The organism is Cohnella suwonensis, from assembly GCF_042655365.1.
Classification (GTDB): Bacteria; Bacillota; Bacilli; order Paenibacillales; family Paenibacillaceae; genus Cohnella; species Cohnella suwonensis.
The window spans coordinates 109,421-132,192 of sequence record NZ_JBHSMH010000001.1 but is presented as its reverse complement, the minus strand read 5'-3'; the positions used below and the strand labels follow the sequence as shown (position 1 = coordinate 132,192).

Sequence of the window (22,772 nt, the reverse complement as noted above, 5' to 3'; positions counted from 1 at the left end):
CGCATGTATCACAAAACGCTGCCGTATCGGCTGTTCACCATCATGAATAATACTTTGCTCGGGCTCATCGCGATCGGCTGTTTGTTGCCGATGTTCCATCTGCTCATGGTCTCGCTCAGCTCGACGGCTCCCGCCAACGCGGGGCTCGTTACGTTCTGGCCCAAAGGATTCACCTTCGAGGCATACGCCAAAACGTTCGATAACGCGAATTTCCTGTCATCGCTATGGGTATCCGTCAAGCGGACGGTATTCGGCACGGCCCTCGCCTTGCTCGTCAACACCGCGGCCGCGTACGCGCTGTCCAAAGAAACGTGCGTCTTCCGCGGACGCAACGTCTATATGTGGTACTTCGTGTTCACGATGCTGTTCAACGGCGGTCTCGTTCCCGGCTACATCCTCATTCTAAAGCTCGGACTGATGGATACGCTGCTGGCGCTCATTCTGCCGGGACTCGTCGCCGTGTACAATATCATTCTGCTCCTTAACTTCTTCCGCAACGTGCCGAAAGATCTCGAGGAAGCCGCCTTCATCGACGGTGCCGGCCACCTGCGAACGTTCGCGACAATCTACTTGCCGATCTCGCTGCCCGCGATCGCGACCGTTTCCTTGTTCACGATGGTCGGCCACTGGAACGCCTACTTCGACGGTCTGATCTACATTAAAGAATCGGAAAACCTTCCGCTCGCCAGCTTCATGCAGACGATCATCGTGCAAGCCGACATGACGAAATTCGACGCGGCGATGGTCGCCAACATGTCGCAGCGGACGATCCGCGCTTCGCAAATCTTCATCGGCGCATTGCCGATCTTGATCGCTTATCCGTTCCTGCAACGCTACTTCGTGAAAGGCATCTCGATCGGCGCGGTGAAGGAATAATCGGCGAGACGTTTACAGGGCTATCCCGATAAGGGATGGCCCTGTTCTTTGTCGTTATAACGTAGTGACAAAAACCAAAAAATCCTTTCTCTCCGCTATCCGCGCGAGGCGGACGGGGTGAGAAAGGATTCGATTCGTAAAAGTAAGTTGTGGTGCCGAGAACCGGGGTCGAACCGGTACGGTAGTCACCTACCGCAGGATTTTAAGTCCTGTGCGTCTGCCAATTCCGCCATCCCGGCATGATGGACTATCGGTCTAGCGAAGCGAAACCGTATAAATGCAAGATCACCGTAGAACTCGTGGTGGGCCTTGAGGGACTCGAACCCCCGACCAATCGGTTATGAGCCGACCGCTCTAACCAACTGAGCTAAAGGCCCTAATCTCGGCCAGAGAAAAGGTTGGTTGCGGGGGCAGGATTTGAACCTGCGGCCTTCGGGTTATGAGCCCGACGAGCTACCGGGCTGCTCCACCCCGCGTCATCTGAACATGTCGCGCTTATTTGGCGACAAGGAATAATATACTATACCGGACGGGTAGCCGTCAACATATATTATTGTTTTTTATCCGAGCTTTCCGAATTTTTCTGTTCGTCGTCCGTCTGCGACTTCGCCATCTCCGCTAGCTTCTGAAGCAAAATATGCTGCGGCATATGCATCAGATGCTCGAGCGGCACCTTCATGTAAGCAGCCAGCTTCACGGCCGTCTCCGCGGATAACGGCATTCTGCGCATGCTCATGTACGTTCCCCTCCATTGCGCTATTCTCGTCTCAGCTTAGCACAGGAAGAGCTTCTAGCCAACACCCGAAGCCGCCGGTTCCGTCAAGGAACGTAACGCACGCCGTATTTTCCTTTCTTCGAACGGAATACTTCGATTTCCCGGGGCACCTCGACCCCGAACACCCAGCTGTCGTGTTCCATTCGCTGCAGCAAGCACCCCGCCTGGAATTTGCTGTCGTACAGCCTCGACCAATACACCCATTTCATCATCGTTCCTCCTCGATCTCCTTTTCGTGTAAACCGTGGATGATCATAGGATGCCCGCGTTCCCCGCGAAAAAAACGAACCGCGTCCCCCGTCGACGGGAGATGCGGTTCGTTCTGTTAAAGAGGATCAGTGCTCTTAGACGTCGTTCAACCCACGCCCGCAGCCGCTTCCACCGCGCGCTTGTCGATGATAATGCCGCCGTCGCCGCCGCCGTACACGTCGTCGAACACGCCGTCGATCTGGCCTTTCGGGTTCGTTTTGATTTTTTGCAGCAAGTCGTTGCCTTTCGTCTCCCAAGCCGCCAACGCTTCTTTGACCGACTTCTTGCCTTGGATCACTTCGCCGTAGAACCGGTTGCCGAGCTCCGTCACCATGTACAGGTTCGGCTTGTCGCGGTACAGCTTTTGCTCTTTAAGGGAAGATTGCAGCATCGGCGCCGGCTTCATTTTCGTGAACGCGTCGACGTTGTAGTTCATGCCGTCGCGTACTTTCACGAATTCCTTGCGAGCCGGCATTTCGTACGTGCTGCGGGCTTTCAGCTTCGACCATTCCTTGCCGTTCATGAATTTCACGAACTCCCAAGCGTCTTCCGGATTCGCCGCTTTGGCGTTGACACCTGACAGATTGTTCAAGTAGATGCTACCGCCGACGCCTTCGTGGCCAGCATGGAACGGAACGGTGACGACGTCCCAATCGAGCTTCTCCAGCTTTAACTTATCGGCGTTGTTGTTCAATTGCTCGATTTGGTTGATCATGTCGTAGCCGCCGATCGTCATGGCCACTTTGCCGTTCAGGAACAGCTGACCTTGGAACGGATTGTTGATGACTTTACCGTCCGCCGGTTGCTCGTACATCGCGTTCATGTCTTCCTGGCGCGGCGTGACGTGGTCTTTGTACAAGTCCGCGACCGACTTCCATACCGCTTCCCACTGAGGCGTGTTGACGGTCATCGTCTCCGCTTTGTCGTCGAACATTTTCAGTTGAAGCGGAGCCGCGTAGTTTTGCACGTCCCAGAAGCTCTCGCTTGCGCCCCATTGGTTAAAGCTGAAGCCGAATACCGCGTCTTTGCCGGTGCCCGACTTCATCCTGCGCGCGAGATTAAACACTTCGTCCCAGCTCATGCCGTCTTTCGGCACTTCCGCGCCGACTTTCTGGAATAGCTTCTTATTATAGTATAAGGCCGAAGGCGTGAACGTCGGCGTAAGCGCGTAGACGAAGTTGTTGCCTTGCTCCTTGATGCCGTCGATGACCGCCGGCACGAAATCGTTCGCGTCGATCTCGTCTTCCTTCATGAGCGGATCGAGCTGCTTCAGCAAGTTCTCGTTCACGAGAGGCGAAAGCATGCTCATGTCGAAAATCATAACGTCGACCGGATTGGCGCCCGTCATGATCGCTTTGACCTTCTCCATCTGATCGGGCTGCTCTTGCTGCTTCGATTGGTCTTCGAATTGATTTTCCGTATAGTCGATCGCCGGTACGATCTCGATGTCTATGCCGTCGTGCGTCAGCTCGAACATGTCCGTGAACTGCTGGCGGAACCAGACTTCGTCTTGCTTGCTGCCGGACATCGTGCCGATGCGGAGCGTCCGGCGGACGTCGGAATCCTTGCCCTTGTCGGCGCTGCACGCCGCCAGCGTCGGCACGAGCAAGCTCAGCGCCATTCCGGACAATATCCATTTGCGGGTCATCTTTTTCTTGTTCATGCGGATTGGTCCCCCTCCAATGATTTCGGTTTCGTGATGACGATCTTGTCTCCGTCGAACTCCATGCTCGCCTTATCGCCGATCGACAAGGCGCTTAAATACTCTTTCGGAATTTGCAGGCGGCCGACCCTGTCCACGACGACGAACGCTTCGTGGGCTTCTTCCGGCGTCTGTCCGCCGGACAGGGAAACCGCCGAATCCAGGTTCGGGTTGCGTTTGATGAATTCCGTGCTCGTCAGTCCGTCGCGGATGGCGACGACCCGGTCGACCTTGCCCGCGAGAGACAAGTCGTGGGTTACGATAACGATCGTCACCCCGAGTTCCTTGTTGAACTTGCGGAAAATATCCATGATAATGTCCGACGTCCTGGAATCGACGGAGCCTGTCGGTTCGTCGGCGAGCAGCAATTGCGGCCGATTCGCCAAGGAAATGGCGATCGCGACGCGTTGCTGTTCGCCGCCCGAGAGCTGCTGCAGCTTGTTGTGCATCCTTTCCTTCAGTCCGACCCACTCGAGCAGTTGCTTGGCGTACGACCTATCGAGCTTGCCGGAGAACATCATCGGCATCTCGACGTTCTCGAGCGCGGTCAAGAATGGAAGCAGGTTGCGGGCATTGTTCTGCCAGATGAACCCGACCGTGTCGCGCTTGTATTTCACGAGCGCTTCGTCGTCCACCTTCAGCAGATTCCACGGCCCGACTCTTACTTGCCCGGCGGACGGACGGTCAAGCCCGCCGAGAATGTTGAGCAGCGTCGACTTGCCGCTGCCGCTGTTGCCGATAATCGCCATCATCTCGCCGGGCTTAACGGAGAGGTTCAGCCCTTGCAGGGCGACGACCTCCAAGTCGTCGGCTTTGTAAATCTTGACGAGCCCTTCGCATTGAATCATCGTTTACCTCTCTTCTCCCAGCTTGACGGCTTGATGAACCTTCAGGCGCCGGATATGGGTAATCAAGAGCGCCACGCCGATGCTCATCATGACCGCGACGACGATGTACAGCCTCATCGTGTCGGTTGCCTCGAAGATGACCCTGAACGGCGGCACCTGATCGGTGGAATTGTCCGTCGTCTGCAGGAAAGGCAAGAACAGAATACTCGTGACTTTTCCGATACCGATGCCGAGCCCGATCGACAAGCCCGCGGTGAACACCTGCTCGAGAAGCAGCATTCCCGTCAGTTGCTTGCGGGAAAGCCCCATCGCCCTCAGAATGCCGATCTGCACGACCCTGCGCGACAGGTTAAAGAACCAGAACAGCACGTAGCCGGACAGCGAGACGATAACGGTCACGAGGAAGCCTAGACTAAGAATGCCGAACACGCCGCCCCTCGCGGGGTGTTTGCTTTGCGTGACGAGCTCGCTTCTCATGTCGTCGATGGACGCGATTTCGATGCCCTTCGCCTGCAGCGCCGGAATGATCGGCGCCGTCTTCGCGTTCGGCTCCATCTTCAGCCAGACGTCGTACGGGATAAGAGGCACTTGATCGTAAATGTAATCCAAGTTGGCGATCAGGAACGGCGCTTGATCCGGGTACAAACTCGGCCAATACGACACGATATCGAGTATGATGAACTCGATCTGCTGCTCCTGAATGACCGTCGATACCGTATCTCCGCGCTTCAGATCGAATTTCTTGGCGACGTTGGACGAGATGATCGCGCCTTCCGGCACTTGGCCGAGCCAAGCCAAATACTTGTAAGGATTGATATTGTACATGTCCTTGCGCAGCCATCCGACGCGGGCGAAATCGACGTTGTCGATGCCCATGATCGTCGTCTGACCCGCCGTCTTGCCGGACACGGTCAAGCTGCTCTTCGTCTGAAGGACGCGGGCCGCATGCTCGACGCCAGGCAACGAACGGAATACTTCGAACGGAGGCTCGTTATAATTGATCCGGGTCGGCGTCGGTCGCGAGCCTTGGCCCCCGCCGTTGCCGCCGTTCCCGCCGTTGCCGCCGTTCCCCCCACTGCCCCCGCCTCCGTTGCCGCCGCCATTTCCACCGTTGCCTCCGTTGCCGCCATTACCTTGCTGCTGCGTGGGCTTATACTCCGCTTGGCCTTCCCACACCGTCTTCACGACGACGTCGGAGCCGTACTTGTAAATGATACGCTCTTCCGAGTTCAGGCCGATCGTGCGGGCGGCGGAAGAATTGTAGACGCCGAGTCCGAGCGTCAGAATGAGCAGGATCATCAACGGATAGTACGATTTGGACGAACGGGATAATTGCGTGAGCGTCAAGTAGAACGGAACCGGAAGGATCCGTTTCCAGATCGCGTTGAGCAGCTTCAGAATGAGCGGGAACAACCGCAGGAACACGAGCCCCGCCGCGAAGATGCTCAAGGCGGGAACGAAGAACAGGAAAGGCTGCACGTTCAGTTGGTCGGTCGTGACGCCGGTTTTGAAGCTGACCATTTGCCGTTCGTTGAACAAATACCAGCCGTAGCCGGCCACGCCGAGCAAGATGACGTCGAGGAACCATTTCTGCCAGAACGGCTTGCGGTCTCCCCTCGCGATCTGTCTCTTGTAGTCGACGATCGACGTGCGCGTGAACACGAGAGCCGGGATGAGCGCCGCGCCGATCGCCACGAGCACGGCGGCCAGGCCGGCGAGAATGCCGTCCGTCGAGAAGCCGACGGGTATCGCCTTACGGTCGACGAACTCGAGGAACCCGCTCGCCGAACCGATGCTCTTGGCCATGAACCAGCCGATGAACGGTCCGACGAGTAACGCGACGATGCCGAGCAGCGCGCCCTCCAGCAGGAACAGTAGGAACACCTGTCTCGTACTCGCTCCGCGGCTGCGAAGTACCGCGATGTCGGAACGTTGCTTCTCGAGCGCTTGCTGCGCGTTCATCGTGATGAAGTAGAACACCATCGCGATCATCGGCGCCGCCAGCGTGAACAGCAACGTCTGGAGCTGGATGCTGCTGCGGCGGAAGTCGCCGAGCATATCCGCGAACGACAGCTCGACGTGCGTTTCTTTCAATAACTTGTATGCTTCGATATCGATGCGGTTCAGCTTGCCCGTTAACGGGGACAACTGGCTCGTCTTGATCTCCCGAAGATCGTATGCCGCATACCAACCGGCCATTTGAATCGGGAGTTTCAGCTTAGCCGACACGTCCTCCACGAACGCGTCGTCCGCGATGTAGACGTTGTTCAGAGTTCCTTCGAGCCCTTGGTACCAATACGGGCTGTTCTCGTCGAGCGCCTTGAAGGAGCCGACGATCTGGATGCGCAAGCTCCGGTCTCCGCTTCCGGAAACCGGATACAGCAGCACGTCGCCGACGTGAAGGTCGTTGCGGAACATCGCCTCCTCCATCATGACCGCCTGCAGCGTGCCGTCCGCTTCGGCGCGGTCCGCGAACCACTTGCCGCCGGCGACTTCCGTCTGCTCCTTGAGGCCGCTGAACGCGGCGAGCGTCAGCTTGCGCGTACGGCTCGCGTCCACCGTCTTCGGATCCTCAGGCGACACTTCCGCGCTGCGAAGCGTCAAGCTCCGCTGGCTGGCTTCGACTGGGAATCCGATATCGGCGGGAACGTCTTGGCGAATATACTTATCGACGGCTTTGAAGCTTTCCAGGTCGGTTTGACCGTCCGTCGATTGGTAACGAATGAGCAGCGAACCCGCCGGAAGACCTTCGCTGTTGTCTTGCAACGACTGGGAGACGACTCGTTTCAATGCGCCGTCCGCGTAGATCGGAATGCTTGTCGTGAAAGCGACCGCGACAAGCAAACCCGCGAGCGTGCTCAGCGTCATCCAGCGGGTGTTCCACATTTTGCGAAAAAGAAAACGAATGAGAGCGTTCATCGCTTAACGACCTACGACTTTCTGTCCCGGCGTCAACCCGCTGATGATTTCCGCGTCCGTCGACGTCTGTTGGCCGACTTCCACGTCTACCTCGCGTTTGCTGCCGTCCGCCTCGGCCACCTGCACGTACGTGCGAACCCCGATCGTCCGGAGCGCGGCGAGCGGAATCGTCGTCGCGTTTTCCTTCCTATTGACGATAACGGATACCGACAAAGGCGTACCTCTCACGACCGTCTTCGGCATGTCCGCCACTTCGATAAGCGTAAAATCGTTGATGCTTTCCGGCTTGTTGCCTTGGCCGCCGTTCCCGCCGTTGCCGTTCTGACCGTCCGCGGACGGGATCGGGAGCTGCTTCACTTTGCCTTTCACTTGACCGGCGCTATTGATGTCGACGCGCACTTCCATACCGAGCGCAACCTTCGCGAGATCGTCCTTCGATATGCTCGCCGCCACGACGAGGCTGCTCGGGTTCGCCACGATGCAGATCGTATCGTAAGCTTTGATCTGCGCGCCTTCCTGAACCGGTAGGGAGACGACTTTGCCGGAGAACGGCGCGACCAGCACCGCTTTGTCGATATCCTCTTGCATGTCGGCGAGCGCCTGCTTCGATTCCTCGAAGCTGAGCATCGCCTGCTCGAATTCGATCGGGTCCATCTCGTCCTTGTTGCGGAGCGTCTGCTTCATCGTCAGTTCCGTCTTCTTGAACGCCAGCGTCTGGTTGCGCAATTGTTTCTTCATGTCGTCGACGTCGAGCTCGGCGATCGTCTGACCGGCTTCCACGTCGGCTCCGGGCTGTATGTACAATTTCTTGAGACGCTTGCCTTCAAGCGTAAAATAGAGCGACTTCTCCTGCGTGGACATGATCTTGCCGGAGCCTTGAACGGTCGTCTCCAACGTCTTCGATTCGACGTCGTATTTCGGCTTTTCCGAAATTTTCGGAAGCTGGATCGCCGACAAATCTTCTTCTTCCGGTTCGCTCGGCAACAGGCTGCATCCCGTCAACGCGACGGACAATGCCAACGCGGCGAGCAGAGTCGCGGTTTTGCGGTTTTTCCGTTTGGCGACGCTAGTGTTATTGGCCGACGAATACGCCGTCCACCATTTCATAGACATGGTCTGCTACCTCCATAATCGTAGGGTCGTGCGTCGTCATGCAGATCGTCATGTTCTCCGCGGCGACGACTTCCTTGAATACTTGCATCACTTGCGCGGCCATCTGGCTGTCCAATTCCGCCGTCGGCTCGTCCGCGAGCAAGAGGCTGGGCTTATGGGCGATCGCCTTCGCGATCGCGACCCGTTGCTGCTCTCCCCCCGATAGCTCGAACGGCCGATGGTGCATCCGCTTCGTCAAACCGACGAGATCGAGGCAAGCGGTAATTCTCGGCTTCCACTCCGCGCGGGGAGTATTCGCCATGCGGAGCGAAAGCTCGACGTTCTCGTAAGCGGATAATAGAGGCATGAGCGCGTACGCTTGGAAAATAAAGCCGATATCCTTCCTGCGCACTTCCGTGCGCTTGTCGTCATCCCATTTGTGGAACGGTCGCCCTTTGAAAAATATTTCGCCTTTCGTGGGCGTATCTAGACCTCCCATCAAGTTCATGAGCGTCGTCTTGCCCGAGCCGGATCTTCCCCTCAACATGATGAGCTGCTTCGGATACAGGCTCAGGTTGATCCCTTTCAGGACGCGGATTTGCTGGCTTCCCACGTCGAACGATCGTTCCACGTTGCCGACGGTCAGCAGCGGCTCCCCGAGGGCGGCAAGACCGGCCGTCTCCGTATCCCGCGCCGGCTTCTCGGCTTGAACGATCTCTTCCTCCGCCGCCGAGCCCAGGCCCAACCATGACAGCATGCCTTTTCCTCCCTTACCAATCTCTTCTTTGATTATAACGAGACTTTGATTAGAAAAGTTACGGCAAAATGAACGCTTTATCATTTTTTTATGTCCACGATTCGTCATTTCGCCAATTTTTGCTCTAGCCCTTTATAAGCACGGTCGGTTTTGTGTATTATTAGAAGATATACTTTGATCTGTGAGGAAGGTTGGTTCGCTTGGAAACTAAGACGCCGTCATCGAATTTCATCAAAAACATCGTGGCCGAGGATCTCGCCTCCGGGAGAACGAAAGAAGTCGTTACCCGTTTCCCGCCCGAGCCCAACGGTTACTTGCATATCGGGCACGCGAAGTCCATCTGCCTCAACTTCGAGCTTGCCGACGAGTTCAAAGGAAGAACGAACTTGCGTTTCGACGATACGAACCCGGTCAAGGAAGACGTCGAGTACGTCGAATCGATCAAGAAGGACGTCGAGTGGCTCGGCTTCGAGTGGGACGGCTTGTTCTTCGCGTCCGACTACTTCGGGGAAATGTACGCTCGCGCCGAACGGCTCATTCGCAAAGGCCTCGCCTACGTCGATGACCAGACAGCCGAACAAATCCGCGAGTCGAGGGGCACGCTGACCGCCCCGGGCCAAGAAAGCCCGTTCCGCGGCCGCTCCGTCGAGGAGAACCTCGACCTGTTCGGCCGCATGAAGGAAGGCGAATTCGCCGACGGCACGAAAGTGCTGCGGGCGAAGATCGACATGGGTTCCCCGAACATCAACATGCGGGATCCGGTCATTTACCGCGTCGTTCACGCCCATCACCACAACACGGGCAACGAATGGTGCATCTACCCGATGTACGCGTTCGCGCACCCGCTCGAAGATGCGATCGAAGGCGTGACGCATTCGATCTGCACGCTCGAATTCGAAGACCAACGCCCGTTCTACGACTGGGTCGTCCGGGAATGCGAGATGCCTTGGACGCCTCGCCAATACGAGTTCGCGCGCCTGAACCTGACGAACACCGTCATGAGCAAAAGAAAGCTCAAGCAACTCGTGGACGAGAAAGCCGTCGACGGCTGGGACGACCCGCGCATGCCGACGATTTCCGGGCTTCGCCGGAAAGGCTATACGCCGGAAGCGATCCGCGCGTTCTGCCGCGAGATCGGCGTCGCCAAGAGCTACGGCGTCGTCGACGAACGGATGCTGGAGCATTTCATCCGCGAGGATCTGAAACTCAAAGCTCTTCGCACGATGGCCGTCCTTCAGCCGTTGAAGGTCGTCATCACGAACTATCCGGAGGGCCAAGTCGAATGGTTGGACGCGGAGAATAACTCGGAGAATCCCGAAATGGGACATCGCCAAATTCCGTTCTCCCGCGAAATCTACATCGAGCGCGACGATTACATGGATAATCCGCCGCCGAAGTATTTCCGCTTATTCCCCGGCAACGAGGTGCGCCTGAAGCACGCCTATTTCATCAAGTGCGAGGAAGTCGTCCGCGACGCCGACGGCAATGCGATCGAGCTCCGTTGCACGTACGATCCGGAGACGAAGAGCGGTTCCGGCTTTACCGGCCGCAAAGTCAAAGGAACGATCCACTGGGTCGAAGCGTCTAACGCCGTTCCCTCTCAGTTCCGATTGTACGAGCCGCTCATCACGGACGACGTGGAGGAAGAAGGCCAGTCGTTCCTCGATCACCTGAACCCGAACTCTCTCGAGACGTTGAACGGTTTCGTCGAGAAAGGCTTGTTATCGTCCGAAGGCGGGGACAAATACCAATTTTTCCGTCACGGCTACTTTAACGTCGATCCGAAAGACACGACGCCGGAACGCCTCGTGTTTAACCGCATCGTCTCTCTCAAAAGCTCGTTCGAAGTCTAATCCGCACAGAACTCCCGCGTTTTCCTCACGGAAACCCGGGAGTCTTTTCATAAGGAGGACAGCTCTTCGCTTATGATCAACCCACTTCGCTTATCGTTCGCCGTCTTCGGCATCTGCTTGACGTTGCTACTAGGAACAGCCGCCTGTTCGAACGCTTCTCCGGACGGCTTTCCGCAAGCGTCCGTCTCAAGCCAACCGACCGCTTCCTCCAATTCGTCCGCCTCGCCGACCGAAACTCCTCCTTCGCCTACGCCGACCGCGACGCCCGAAACGACGCCCCCTTCTCCGACGTCATCCGCCGGCGCAACCGTTCCCGGCGAAGAAGTCGAAGCGATCGTTCGCGGCATGTCGCTGGAAATGAAAGTCGGACAGATGATCCTCGCGGGCGTCGAAGGCACGAAACTCGATACCTCCGCTAACAAAATGATCGCCGAACAACGCGTCGGCGGCGTCATCTTGTTTAAAAACAACTTTTCCGGGTTGACCGGTTCGGCTAGATTCGTTAACGAACTGAAAAAAGCGAACGAGGATAGCCCCGTACCCCTGTTCGTCAGCGTCGACCAGGAAGGCGGAAGGGTAAGCCGACTGCCCGCCGACTTCGTCGCCATGCCGGACGCTGCCAAAGTCGGGCGGACTGGTCAACCGGAGCTCGCCGAACGGATGGGCGCTTTGTTGTCCGAAGAACTGACGATGCTTGGCATTAACGTCGACTTCGCACCCGTGCTCGACGTCAACAGCAACCCGAAGAATCCCGTCATCGGCAATCGGGCGTTCGGCAATAAAGCCGACGTCGTGACCCGGATGGGACTCGCGGTCATGCAGGGACTGCGGGAAGGCGGAACGATCGGCGTCGTCAAGCATTTTCCCGGTCACGGGGATTCGGCGGTGGATTCGCACTTGGACTTACCCGTCGTCAATAAGACGACCAAGCAGCTCAAAGCGATGGAATGGGTGCCGTTCAAAGCCGCCATCGCCGATAATGCCGATGCCGTCATGGTCGCGCATATTTTGTTTCCGAAAATCGATCCGGATGCTCCCGCCTCATTCTCTAAAGTGATCATCGGCCAGCAATTGCGGGGCACGCTCGGTTACGACGGCGTCGTCATCACGGACGACCTGACGATGGGCGCGATCTCCGACCATTACGGCATCTCCGAAGCGGCGGTCAAGTCCGTCGAAGCGGGCAGCGACATCCTTCTCGTCGCCCACGGCTATGACGCGGCGAAGTCCGTCTACGACAAGCTTCTGCAAGCCGTGCGATCCGGCCGGATCAGCGAGGCCCGCATCGACCAAAGCGTGGCGCGCATCGTAGCGCTGAAGACGAAGTATCGCCTGACCGACGACCCGGTCGCCATTCCGAAAGCGTCCGACGTTCCCAACGCGGCGATCCGTTCGTGGCTGAAAGAAGTTAACGGCGCAAGCGGCAAGTAATACACTGCCGTGGTCTCGTCGGGCCATTATCCCTCTCGCTCAGGAAACGTACGGGGGCATCGCCGCGGGAATCGCTATCGCCAATATCCCCTTCGCTCAGGTTGCGGTTCGAGGGGTATTCGCGCCATTCCCTATAGCCACTATCCCCGTAGCTCAGGCTACTGTTCGAAGGTACATATGCTCGCTTCCCTTGCGTTACTATCCCCCTTGATCAGTCTCGATGGAGGCGACAGTCCCCTCCCCCCTTTTTTAGGCTGAGTAAAGGGGATAGTGGGCATAGTCATTTCAACAATCGGTAACCCCGTCCCCTTCCTGAGCAAAAGGGATAGTGGCTAGAGCCGTTCTCCTCAACGATTGCACTGGCCGCAACCTGAGCGAAAGGGATAATAGACAGAGCGTCTTATAAACGAATAAAAGCCCATTCGAACGGCTAATCGCCGTAGAATGGGCTTTCGTAGATCCGCGCTCGCGCGGACTTCTAGTTTCGGAAAATGTAGCTGCTCGCCGCCCGCAAACGTTCTTTCTGCACGCGTTCCCTTTCGAACGTCCGCTCGATGTCGTCGTTGATTCTTCCCGCGCAAGAATGGCACAGATGCCCTTTGCGGATCGGAGAAGAGCAAAGATCGCATTCGTCCATCAGGTTCGGATAATGAAATACGTTAAGCCGGCCGGATCGGATCCAGTTGCGCAGCTTGCGTGTCGAAATCGAAGCGGCCGCGGCCAATTCTTCGTTGCTCGCCATCCGATTACGAACGAGATAACGCTCGATCGCCTGAGTCTGCTCGTCCATCCGGACAGCGCAGTCGGAACATAAGTTGCGTATGTTCTTTTGGAATACGTTGCCGCAATCGGGACAGTGGGCCACCAGTAGTTCGTTCGGCATATGAAGACCCCTTTATTGGTTCTCTTGAACCAATACTAGCATAGGTCTTGGATAATTTCACTATGTTATTTACCGAAAGTTTCCGGGCTTTCCCGCCACGATTGAAGCAAGCTCACGTCGTCCGCGCTAATCGTACCGCGGCGCACCGCCTCGTCTACGAGCGCACTGTAGTTGGAGAGCGTACGCAGCTCGATGCCCTCGTCGCGGAACGCTTCTTCCGCCTTCGCGAACTGGTAGGTGAAGATCGCCAGCACGCTCTGCACTTCCGCTCCGGCTTCGATGACCGCGAGAGCCGCCTTCAAAGAACTGCCGCCCGTCGAGATCAAATCCTCGATGACGACGACCTTCTGTCCTTCCTTGATCTGGCCTTCGATTTGATTTTGTTTGCCGTGTCCCTTCGCTTTGTCGCGGATATAGGCCATCGGCAAGCACAGCTTCTGCGCCACCCATGCGGCGTGGGGAATACCCGCGGTCGCCGTGCCCGCGATCACTTCCGCGTCCGGGTAGTGCTCGCGGATCAGCGTCGCGAAGCCTTCCGCGATCGCTTCGCGGATCTCGGGATAACTCATCGTCAGACGGTTATCGCAATAGATCGGAGAAATGATGCCGGAAGTCCACGTGAACGGCTCGTTCGGACGCAAGGCTACGGCGCCGATTTCCAACAGGTTGCCCGCGATATGGGACGGAAGTTGCTCCAAAGTAATTTGGCTCATGATTCGGTCATCTCCTTCAAAATGTTGTCCAGCGCCTCCGCCGGTTTGCTCGCGCCCGAGATCGGACGGCCGATCACGAGATAATCCGTGCCTCCGACGACCGCGTCGCGCGGCGTCGTGATGCGCGATTGGTCGCCGGTCTCGGCCCATGCCGGCCGAATGCCCGGGGTGACCGTCAGGAAGTCGCCGCCGCACGCGGCTTTGATCGCGGCAACTTCCAACGGCGACGCGACGACGCCTTGCAGTCCCGCTTCCCGGGCTTGCCGGGCGTAGCGAACGACCGCTTCTTCGATCGTACCGGCGATGCCGATCTGTTCATTCAGCACCGACTGGCTCGTGCTCGTCAACTGCGTAACCGCGATGACGATCGGCACGCTCGCCGCATCGCCGGATTCGACGGCTTCCTTTACGCCTTCCGCGGCCGCTCTCATCATCGCGACGCCGCCGGCGCCATGGACGTTAAACAAATCCACGCCGAGCCTGGCGATGCTGCGCGCCCCGCCGCGGACGGTGTTCGGAATATCGTGCATCTTCACGTCGAGAAAAATACGGAAGCCTCTCGCTTTCAGCTCCCGGACGACGGAAGGACCGGCCGCGTAGAACAGCTCCATCCCCACCTTCATCCAGCAGCCCGCCCCCTGAAGGCCGGCGGCGAGCGCCAATGCCGCGTCGGCATCGGGCTTGTCCAGCGCCACCATGATCTTGCTTGCCGCTTGCTCACGCGTCAAAACGGTCATCGATATTCCTCCTCGAGCTCTTTTCATATAGAAGCCCGATCCCCCTGAAGCTCGGGGACCGGGCGCCTAACGCTTATTAAGATTGGAAAGCCGGCATCGGCTCGCTGGAGAAGCGAAGCGCCTGCAGCATGTTCAGCAGCGCGCTGACCGTATCGAGCGACGTCAAGCACACGACGCCGTTTTCTACCGCTTCGCGGCGGATACGGAAACCGTCTCTCTCCGGCGTTTTGCCTTTCGTCAGCGTATTGACGACGAATTGCGCTTGGCCGGTACGGATCAGATCGAGAATGTTCGGCGATCCGTCGGACAGCTTGTTCACGCGGCGTACTTTCAAGCCCGCCGCTTCGAGAGCGTCGGCCGTTCCGCCCGTGGCCATCAGCTTATAGCCCAGGTTGTAGAAGCCCTTCAGAATTTCGATCGCTTCATCTTTGTCTTTGTCGGCGACAGTAGCGATGATCGATCCCGAATTCGGGATTTTCATGCCGGAGCCTACGAGACCTTTGTACAAGGCTTTCGCGTAATAGCGATCGCGTCCCATGACTTCGCCGGTCGATTTCATTTCCGGCGTCAGCGTCGGGTCGACGCGGCGCAGCTTCGCGAAGGAGAATACCGGCACTTTAACCGAGACGAATTCGTCTTCAGGCCACAGCCCTTCTTGGTAGCCTAGGTCCGTCAGTTTTTTGCCGAGGATCGCTTGGGTCGCCAAGTTCGCCATCGGGATTTTCGTCACCTTGCTGAGGAAAGGAACCGTACGCGACGAGCGAGGGTTAACCTCGATGACGTACACCTTCTCTTGCCAGACGACGAACTGGATGTTGACGAGACCGATCGTTTTCAGTTCTTTGGCGATCTTGATCGTAATGTCGATCGCTTGTTGCTTGATATCGTCCGAAAGCGATTGCGGCGGATACACGGCGATCGAGTCGCCGGAGTGAACGCCCGCTCTTTCGACGTGTTCCATGATGCCCGGGATAAGCACCGTCTCGCCGTCGCAGATCGCGTCGACTTCGATTTCTTTGCCTAACATGTAGCGGTCGATCAGTACCGGATGTTCGGGATTGATTTTGACCGCGACTTCCATGTAGGAGAGAAGCTCTTCGTCGGAGTATACGATCTCCATCGCGCGTCCGCCGAGGACATACGACGGGCGAACGAGAACCGGGTAGCCCAGCTCATGCGCCGCGCCGACCGCTTCGCCGACGGAAGTGACCGTCGTTCCTTTAGGTTGAGGAACGTTCAGCTTGCTCAGCAAGGCTTCGAACTTCTTGCGGTTCTCGGCTTCGTCGATGCTTTCGAGCGACGTACCGAGAATGCGTACGCCGGCTTTGGAGAGCGGCGCCGCCAGGTTGATCGCAGTCTGGCCGCCGAATTGCACGATAACGCCGATCGGCTTCTCTTCTTCGATGACGTTCATGACGTCTTCGAAGAACAAAGGCTCGAAGTACAGGCGGTCCGACGTGCTGAAGTCCGTCGATACCGTCTCCGGGTTGTTATTGATGATGACCGCTTCGTAACCCGCGTTGCGGATCGCCCAGACGGCGTGGACCGTCGAGTAATCGAACTCGATGCCTTGGCCGATCCGGATCGGCCCGGAGCCGAGAACGATAATTTTCTCTTTTTTGCTCGGAAGAACTTCGTTCTCCGTCTCGTACGTCGAGTAGTAGTAAGGCGTCGTTGCTTCGAACTCGGCGGCGCACGTGTCTACCATTTTGTAAACCGGCTTCAGTCCTTGCGACAGTCGGTGGGCGCGCACGTCGCCTTCTTTCGTCAAAGCCGCCGCAGGGTGGCCTTCGGCGCGAAGTTCCGCGATCGCGCGGTCGGTGAAGCCCATGCGTTTGGCTTTGTACAACGTCTCGGGCGCCAGCGCCGGCTCGCGGCGGATAACGTCCTCGAACTGCACGATCCGCTCGATCTTGTCGAGGAACCACCAGTCGACGTTCGTCAAATCTTGAATGTGCTGCAGCGTCCAGCCACGGCGGAACGCTTCGGCGATCAGGAACATGCGCTCGTCGTCCGGTTTCACGAGGCGGATCGTGAGTACTTCGTCGGAAAGCTCGTTCGCGCCTTTCAAGTAGATGCGATGAACGCCGATTTCGAGGGAACGAACCGCTTTATGGATCGACTCTTCGAACGTGCGTCCGATCGCCATCACTTCCCCGGTCGCTTTCATTTGCGTGCCGAGCTTGCGGTTGGCCGACGTGAACTTGTCGAACGGCCAGCGCGGGATTTTCGATACGATGTAGTCCAGCGTCGGTTCGAAGCAAGCGTACGTTTGGCCCGTAACCGGGTTCACGATCTCGTCGAGCGTGTAGCCGCATGCGATTTTCGCGGCCATCTTCGCGATCGGGTAGCCCGTCGCTTTGGAAGCGAGCGCCGAAGAACGGCTGACGCGCGGGTTGACTTCGATGACGTAATATTGATAGCTTTGCGGGTCGAGCGCGAACTGTACGTTGCAGCCGCCTTCGATGTTCAGCGCGCGGATGATCTTGAGCGACGCGGAACGAAGCATTTGGTACTCGCGGTCGGACAACGTCTGGCTAGGCGCCACGACGATGCTGTCGCCGGTATGGACGCCGACCGGGTCGAAGTTCTCCATGTTGCAGACGACGATGCAGTTATCGTTCGCGTCGCGCATGACTTCGTACTCGACTTCTTTCATGCCGGCGATCGATTTCTCTACCAAGCACTGACCGATCGGGCTGTAGCGGATTCCGTTCGCTACCGTTTCGCGAAGCTCATCTTCGTTCGCGACGATTCCTCCGCCCGTGCCGCCCAGCGTATAAGCGGGACGAACGATGAGGGGATAACCTAGGCCGTTCGCGAAGTCTACCGCCGCTTCGACCGTCGTGACGATGTCGCTCTCCGGAACCGGTTGTTCCAGCTCCCTCATCAATTCGCGGAACAAGTCGCGGTCTTCCGCGCGTTCGATCGCGTCAAGCTGCGTGCCGAGAAGCTTCACGTTCTCTTGTTGCAGCACGCCGGCGCGAGCGAGTTCGACGGCCATGTTCAGGCCGGTTTGGCCGCCTAGCGTCGGCAGCAAGCCGTCGGGACGCTCTTGGCGGATAATTTGAGAGACGAACTCGAGGTTGATCGGTTCGATGTATACTTTGTCCGCGATGTTCGTATCGGTCATGATCGTCGCCGGGTTGCTGTTGATCAGCACGACTTCGATGCCTTCTTCTTTCAGCGCTTGGCAAGCTTGCGTGCCCGCGTAGTCGAATTCCGCCGCTTGTCCGATGACGATCGGGCCGGAGCCGATAACGAGAATTTTTTTGAGTTTATTATTTTTGGGCATACTGCAGCTCTCCTCTCAGCGTCTCCGACAATTGGGCTTGCCGCGGACGTTCCGGGTTGGCGATCTTGTTGTCTCTAATCATTTGCAGGAACCGGTCGAACAAGTAGCTGTTGTCGTACGGTCCCGGAGCCGCTTCCGGATGGTATTGCACCGTGAAGGCCGGATATTTCTTATGCTTCAAGCCTTCGATCGTTTTATCGTTGTTGTTGATATGAGTCACTTCAAGCTCCGTTCCCGCGATCGACTCTTCGACGACCGTGTAGCCGTGGTTCTGGGACGTGATGAAGCAACGGCCGGATTCCAATTCCTTGACCGGGTGGTTGCCGCCTCGGTGGCCGAATTTCAGCTTTCCCGTGTCCGCGCCGCAAGCGAGGGCGAACAATTGGTGTCCGAGGCAGATACCGAAGATCGGATATTGGCCGATCAGCTCGCGGATCGTTTCGACCGCGTGAGGCACGTCTTTCGGATCCCCCGGGCCATTGGACAGCTGGATGCCGTCCGGAGACAAGCGGCGAATGTCTTCCGCCGTCGCGTCTTGCGGGACGACGACGACGTCGCAGCCGCGTTTCGTCAGCTCGCGCAGAATGCCGCTCTTCGCGCCGTAGTCGATCAGAACGATCCGTTCTTTTTCGCCCGGGCTGGAGAACAGCGATTTCGTCGATGTACGCGCGACTTGGTCGCGAAGCAAGGAAGAGGCGTCAAGACGCTCTTTCAACTCTTCGACTTTCTCGGCGCCGGTCGTCAGAATGCCCTTCATCGTGCCGTGTTGGCGAAGAATGCGGGTCAGCATGCGAGTGTCGATGTCGCTGATTCCGACGATGCCGTATTCTTTCAACAGATGATCGATCGTGTATTGCGCGCGCCAGTTGCTCGGCACGGTCTCGTGCCGACGAACGACGAAGCCGTGGATGTATGGACGAATGCTTTCGAAGTCGTCGCGGTTAATGCCGTAGTTGCCGATAAGCGGATACGTCATCGTGACGATTTGGCCGCAATAGGACGGATCGGAGAGCACCTCTTGATAGCCGGTAATCCCGGTATTAAACACGACTTCCCCGACGGAACCGCCTTCGGCGCCGAAACTTTGGCCCGTGAACAACGTGCCGTCTTCCAACAGTAATCTTGCTTGCATCCCAATCACTCCTTAGCGGTTAATGCCGTTCTCTTCGGTCCATACCACGTTGCCGCCTACCATCGTCAGCACTGGCCAGCCGTATAACTTCCAACCCGCGAACGGGGTGTTGCGTCCTTTGGAGAGGAACGATGCCGGATCGACTTCGCGTTCGCCTTCGAGATCGATCAGAGTCAGATCGGCGGGAGCGCCGACGGCTAGCGTGCCGTAGGGTAGCTTAAAAATTTCCGCGGGCTTGCTCGTCATTTTGCCGATCAGGAAGTCGAGCGTCCAACGTCCCGTGCGCACGAACTTCGTGTAAAGCAGCGGGAACGCCGTTTCGAATCCGACGATGCCGAACGGCGCGCGCGCCATGCCGCGGGCTTTCTCTTCCTCGCTGTGCGGCGCGTGGTCGGTGACGATAATATCAATCGTTCCTTCCTCGAGCGCTTGTATGCAAGCTTCGACGTCTTTCGGCGTTCGAAGCGGAGGATTCATTTTCCAGTTCGTATCTATGTTATCGGGAATGTCTTCGTCCGATAGCAACAAGTGGTGAGGGCATACTTCCGACGTGACGTTCACGCCGATCTGTTTGCCGAGCCGGATCAACCGGATCGACTGTTCGGTGCTGACGTGGCAAACGTGATAATGCACGCCCGTCGCTTCCGACAGCAGAATGTCGCGTCCGACGTGAATCGCTTCCGATTCGTTCGGAATGCCCTTTAAGCCGTGCTTGCGGGAGAACGCCCCTTCGGTTACCGCCGCGCCTTCGACGAGCGAATCGTCTTCGCAGTGGGCGATAACCGGCATGCCGAGCGAATGGGCGAGCGCCATCGCGTTCTTCATCATTTGCGCGTTCTGCACGCCGACGCCGTCGTCCGTGAAGCCGATCGCTCCCGCTTCTTTCAAGGCGGCGAAATCCGTCAATTCGCGTCCCAGCTCGTTCTTCGTGATCGCCGCGTAAGGGAGGACGCGCACGACGCCTTCCGTAGCCGCTTTGTCCAGCACGTATTTGATCGTGTCAGGCGTATCCATGACCGGCCGCGTGTTCGGCATCGGCGCGATCGTCGTGTAGCCGCCTTTCGCCGCGGAAGCCGTTCCGCTGGCGATGTCTTCCTTGTATTCGAATCCCGGCTCGCGCAAATGCACGTGCATGTCGATCAATCCCGGCGAGATTAGCTTGCCCTTCGCGTCGACGACTTGTGCGCCGTCCATGTTCGGCGTCTCGGAGCCATCGCGCCATTCGGCGATGACGCCGCCCTCAACCCGTACGTGCTTTCGTTCGGTCGTGCCCGTTTCCGGGTTCCATTTCATTGCGTTAAGTATCCAAGTGGACATCTTCCCAAGCGCCTCCTCTGCTCGTATGTGTTCGGTTGTGTGCGACGGACTCAGGTTCGTTGAAGTGGGTACGCTTTGAGTTATTGTCCGACTTCCGCCTCTCGCGGATGCAATATCGTGACGAAGTCGTTGTCGTCGATTTCTTCGAGAGACACCTCGATCTGCTCGTGCCGCGACGTCGGGACGTTCTTGCCGACGTAATCCGGCCGAATCGGCAGTTCGCGGTGGCCTCTGTCGACGAGGACGGCCAATTGGATCGATTGCGGCCTGCCGCAATCCATGAGCGCGTCCAGCGCCGCGCGTATCGTGCGGCCGGTGTAGAGAACGTCGTCGATCAGGATGATTCTCTTATCCTTCACGAGCCGCTTCAGCTCTTCGTCCGGTGCGGCCGCTTCCGCGGTGTAAGGCCTATCGTCGCGATAGCGCGTTATGTCCAGCTCGCCTACGGAGATCGGTTGACCCTCGATATCGAGGATTCGCTCCGCGAGGCGCCTGGCCAAGTAGACGCCTCTCGTTCGGATGCCGATCAGCACGCAGCCGTGGATGCCCTTGTTCTTCTCGACCATCTCGTGGGCGATGCGAGTAAGCGCCCGCCGAATGGCGGATTCGTCCATGATGACGCGGGATTCTGACATCTCGAACCTCCTTCTAGACATAATCGCGAACTTTCGCAATAAAAAAGCTCCTTGCGACATACGCAAGGAGCATTCAGTCAGATGAGGATATTCACGGAATCGCGCGACCGATCTACATGTCCGATTGGCGGATAAAATCCGCGCGGCATGCCGATGGTCGTACCGGAATATGAGTCAACGCTGCGCCACCTTGCCAGTCTCTCTGGACTGATTTAAAGGTACCCGTTCATTAACAAATATTATCCCACGTTCGACACGGTGTGTCAAGAATTTCGAACCCTATTCGATGCGATTAAAATTCGAATTGGACGTCCGTCAGACGGCGTTTGATCTCGCCGATGACGCGGGCTTCTTCCGCCTCGCCTTGGGCGATGAACGTCACGGAGAAACGCACGAAATGGCCAGCGTCGACCCATGGCACGGTGGAGATCAATTTCTCGCGAATGAGGTATTGCGAGAAGTCTTCCGCCGTCTCGAAGCGTTGTCCGCCGACGATGCCTTTCGGCGCTTCCACGTACAGGAAGAAGGAGCCTTTCGGTTTCTCGGCTTTGAAGCCGATTTCGTTCAGCGCCGCGACCAGCATATTGTGGCGGCGGGAATATTTCGCAGAGATCGCCTCCGTGATTTGCGGGTTCGCGAGTCCGAAAGCCGCGGCCTTTTGGATGGCGATGAATTGGCCGGAGTCGTTGTTGTCTTTCACGTCTCCGAACGCTTTAACGATCAGCGGGTTGCCCGCGATGAAGCCGATCCGCCAGCCGGTCATGTTGTAAGATTTGGACAAGGAGTGCAGCTCGACGCCGACGTCTTTCGCGCCCGGTACGGAAAGGAAGCTAAGCGGCTTCACTCCGTCGTAGGTTAAAGCGGCATAAGGCGCATCGTGAACGACGACGACGTTGTACTTCTTCGCCCATGCGACGGCTTTAGCGAAGAATTCAGCCGTAGCCGCGGCGCCCGTCGGGTTGTTCGGGTAGTTCAGGTACAGCAGCTTCGCGCGCTCTGCGATGTCTTCCGGAATGGCGTCGAGATCCGGCAGGAAGTTGTTTTCCTTCGTCAGCTTGATGTTGTACACTTCGCCGCCGAGGTATTTCGTGTGCGTGCCCATGACCGGGTAGCCGGGAACCGTCATGATCGTTACGTCGCCCGGATTGATAAACACGGACGGCAACATCGCGAGCGCAGGCTTGGAGCCGATCGTGTGCAACACTTCCGTTTCGGCGTCGATGCCGTCGACGGAGAACACTTCTTTCAAGTATTTAGCCGCGGCTTCTTTGAATTCCGCGATGCCGTTGTCCGCGTAGCCGCGGTTTTCCGGTTTCGCCGCTTCTTCGGCCAATTTGGCAACGATGCCCGCATCCGCCATTTCGTCCGGCTCGCCAACGCCCATGTCGATCAGTTCGACGTCAGGGAACGCTTTGCGCGCGGCCGCTTTCGCCCGTTTGATTTTCTCGAATTTATAGATGTTCGTGTCTTTGCCGTAGTTGGAACCGCCGATGCGGCTAGCGAATTGCTCTTGGATGAAAGTGGATTGGTATTTTTCTACGCTCACTTAACGACACTC

Annotated in this window: 18 protein-coding genes and 3 tRNA genes; 3 read left to right on the top strand and 18 right to left on the bottom strand. The window is 57.5% G+C overall.

The genetic code is table 11. The features are described from left to right. The first annotated feature begins 3 nt into the window (after nucleotides 1-3). The gene (locus ACFPPD_RS00630) at nucleotides 4-876 is read left to right on the top strand and encodes a carbohydrate ABC transporter permease (protein WP_209747656.1); all 873 of its coding nucleotides are present in this window, start codon (nucleotides 4-6) and stop codon (nucleotides 874-876) included. Between the two features lie 150 nt (nucleotides 877-1,026). On the opposite strand, the gene ACFPPD_RS00625 is transcribed toward ACFPPD_RS00630, so the two are convergent. The 10 genes from ACFPPD_RS00625 to ACFPPD_RS00580 all read right to left on the bottom strand — a co-directional run bounded on the left by ACFPPD_RS00625 (nucleotide 1,027) and on the right by ACFPPD_RS00580 (nucleotide 9,218). Further along, nucleotides 1,027-1,115: transfer RNA gene (locus ACFPPD_RS00625), tRNA-Leu, on the bottom strand. Nucleotides 1,116-1,176: 61 nt separating this feature from the next. Further along, nucleotides 1,177-1,253: transfer RNA gene (locus ACFPPD_RS00620), tRNA-Ile, on the bottom strand. 22 nt (nucleotides 1,254-1,275) lie between these two features. Then, nucleotides 1,276-1,352 (bottom strand) — tRNA-Met (locus ACFPPD_RS00615). Between the two features lie 74 nt (nucleotides 1,353-1,426). Beyond that, nucleotides 1,427-1,606, bottom strand: a complete 180-nt coding sequence (locus ACFPPD_RS00610) for a YycC family protein (RefSeq protein WP_209747780.1) — start codon at nucleotides 1,604-1,606, stop codon at nucleotides 1,427-1,429. An 89-nt stretch (nucleotides 1,607-1,695) separates the two neighbouring features. Then, nucleotides 1,696-1,860, bottom strand: a complete 165-nt coding sequence (locus ACFPPD_RS00605; RefSeq protein ID WP_209747654.1) for a hypothetical protein — start codon at nucleotides 1,858-1,860, stop codon at nucleotides 1,696-1,698. 146 nt (nucleotides 1,861-2,006) lie between these two features. Next, nucleotides 2,007-3,563 carry an ABC transporter substrate-binding protein gene (locus ACFPPD_RS00600; protein ID WP_209747652.1) on the bottom strand — a complete coding sequence of 519 codons (1,557 nt, stop codon included), beginning with the start codon at nucleotides 3,561-3,563 and terminating at the stop codon, nucleotides 2,007-2,009. After that, nucleotides 3,560-4,450, bottom strand: coding sequence for an ABC transporter ATP-binding protein (locus ACFPPD_RS00595; protein ID WP_209747650.1), 891 nt, complete (start codon nucleotides 4,448-4,450; stop codon nucleotides 3,560-3,562). The genes ACFPPD_RS00600 and ACFPPD_RS00595 overlap by 4 nt, the downstream gene beginning before the upstream one ends. 3 nt (nucleotides 4,451-4,453) lie before the next feature. Next, nucleotides 4,454-7,369: an ABC transporter permease gene (locus tag ACFPPD_RS00590; RefSeq protein WP_209747648.1), complete on the bottom strand. Its 2,916-nt coding sequence runs from the start codon at nucleotides 7,367-7,369 to the stop codon at nucleotides 4,454-4,456. Between the two features lie 3 nt (nucleotides 7,370-7,372). Next, a complete protein-coding gene (locus tag ACFPPD_RS00585) occupies nucleotides 7,373-8,482 on the bottom strand; it encodes an efflux RND transporter periplasmic adaptor subunit (protein ID WP_209747646.1) in 1,110 nt (369 codons plus the stop codon). After that, complete coding sequence (locus ACFPPD_RS00580; RefSeq protein ID WP_209747644.1) at nucleotides 8,442-9,218, bottom strand: ABC transporter ATP-binding protein; 777 nt, start codon at nucleotides 9,216-9,218, stop codon at nucleotides 8,442-8,444. The genes ACFPPD_RS00585 and ACFPPD_RS00580 overlap by 41 nt, the downstream gene beginning before the upstream one ends. A 191-nt stretch (nucleotides 9,219-9,409) precedes the next feature. Here ACFPPD_RS00580 and ACFPPD_RS00575 point away from each other — a divergent pair, with 191 nt between their 5' ends. Together ACFPPD_RS00575 and nagZ are read left to right on the top strand one after the other, a co-directional pair. After that, nucleotides 9,410-11,071, top strand: coding sequence for a glutamine--tRNA ligase/YqeY domain fusion protein (locus ACFPPD_RS00575; RefSeq protein ID WP_378080992.1), 1,662 nt, complete (start codon nucleotides 9,410-9,412; stop codon nucleotides 11,069-11,071). Between the two features lie 72 nt (nucleotides 11,072-11,143). Next, nucleotides 11,144-12,502 (top strand): beta-N-acetylhexosaminidase, encoded by a 1,359-nt coding sequence (gene nagZ, locus ACFPPD_RS00570; RefSeq protein WP_378080990.1) that lies wholly within the window; start codon nucleotides 11,144-11,146, stop codon nucleotides 12,500-12,502. A 478-nt stretch (nucleotides 12,503-12,980) separates the two neighbouring features. On the opposite strand, the gene ACFPPD_RS00565 is transcribed toward nagZ, so the two are convergent. The 8 genes from ACFPPD_RS00565 to ACFPPD_RS00530 form a co-directional block, all read right to left on the bottom strand. After that, nucleotides 12,981-13,385: a hypothetical protein gene (locus ACFPPD_RS00565; protein WP_209747639.1), complete on the bottom strand. Its 405-nt coding sequence runs from the start codon at nucleotides 13,383-13,385 to the stop codon at nucleotides 12,981-12,983. A gap of 65 nt (nucleotides 13,386-13,450) precedes the next feature. After that, on the bottom strand, nucleotides 13,451-14,098 hold the full coding sequence (pyrE, locus tag ACFPPD_RS00560; protein ID WP_209747637.1) for an orotate phosphoribosyltransferase: 648 nt from the start codon (nucleotides 14,096-14,098) through the stop codon (nucleotides 13,451-13,453). Continuing rightward, the gene (gene pyrF, locus ACFPPD_RS00555; protein ID WP_209747635.1) at nucleotides 14,095-14,835 is read right to left on the bottom strand and encodes an orotidine-5'-phosphate decarboxylase; all 741 of its coding nucleotides are present in this window, start codon (nucleotides 14,833-14,835) and stop codon (nucleotides 14,095-14,097) included. The genes pyrE and pyrF overlap by 4 nt, the downstream gene beginning before the upstream one ends. Before the next feature lie 76 nt (nucleotides 14,836-14,911). Next, a complete protein-coding gene (carB, locus tag ACFPPD_RS00550; RefSeq protein ID WP_209747633.1) occupies nucleotides 14,912-18,130 on the bottom strand; it encodes a carbamoyl-phosphate synthase large subunit in 3,219 nt (1,072 codons plus the stop codon). Continuing rightward, nucleotides 18,117-19,262 carry a carbamoyl phosphate synthase small subunit gene (locus ACFPPD_RS00545; RefSeq protein ID WP_209747631.1) on the bottom strand — a complete coding sequence of 382 codons (1,146 nt, stop codon included), beginning with the start codon at nucleotides 19,260-19,262 and terminating at the stop codon, nucleotides 18,117-18,119. Before ACFPPD_RS00545 ends, carB begins: the two co-directional genes overlap by 14 nt. Before the next feature lie 12 nt (nucleotides 19,263-19,274). Next, nucleotides 19,275-20,579: a dihydroorotase gene (locus ACFPPD_RS00540; protein WP_209747629.1), complete on the bottom strand. Its 1,305-nt coding sequence runs from the start codon at nucleotides 20,577-20,579 to the stop codon at nucleotides 19,275-19,277. A gap of 80 nt (nucleotides 20,580-20,659) precedes the next feature. Then, nucleotides 20,660-21,214, bottom strand: coding sequence for a bifunctional pyr operon transcriptional regulator/uracil phosphoribosyltransferase PyrR (gene pyrR, locus ACFPPD_RS00535; protein WP_209747627.1), 555 nt, complete (start codon nucleotides 21,212-21,214; stop codon nucleotides 20,660-20,662). 292 nt (nucleotides 21,215-21,506) lie between these two features. Next, nucleotides 21,507-22,760, bottom strand: coding sequence for an LL-diaminopimelate aminotransferase (locus ACFPPD_RS00530; RefSeq protein ID WP_209747625.1), 1,254 nt, complete (start codon nucleotides 22,758-22,760; stop codon nucleotides 21,507-21,509). Nucleotides 22,761-22,772: the final 12 nt, after the last annotated feature.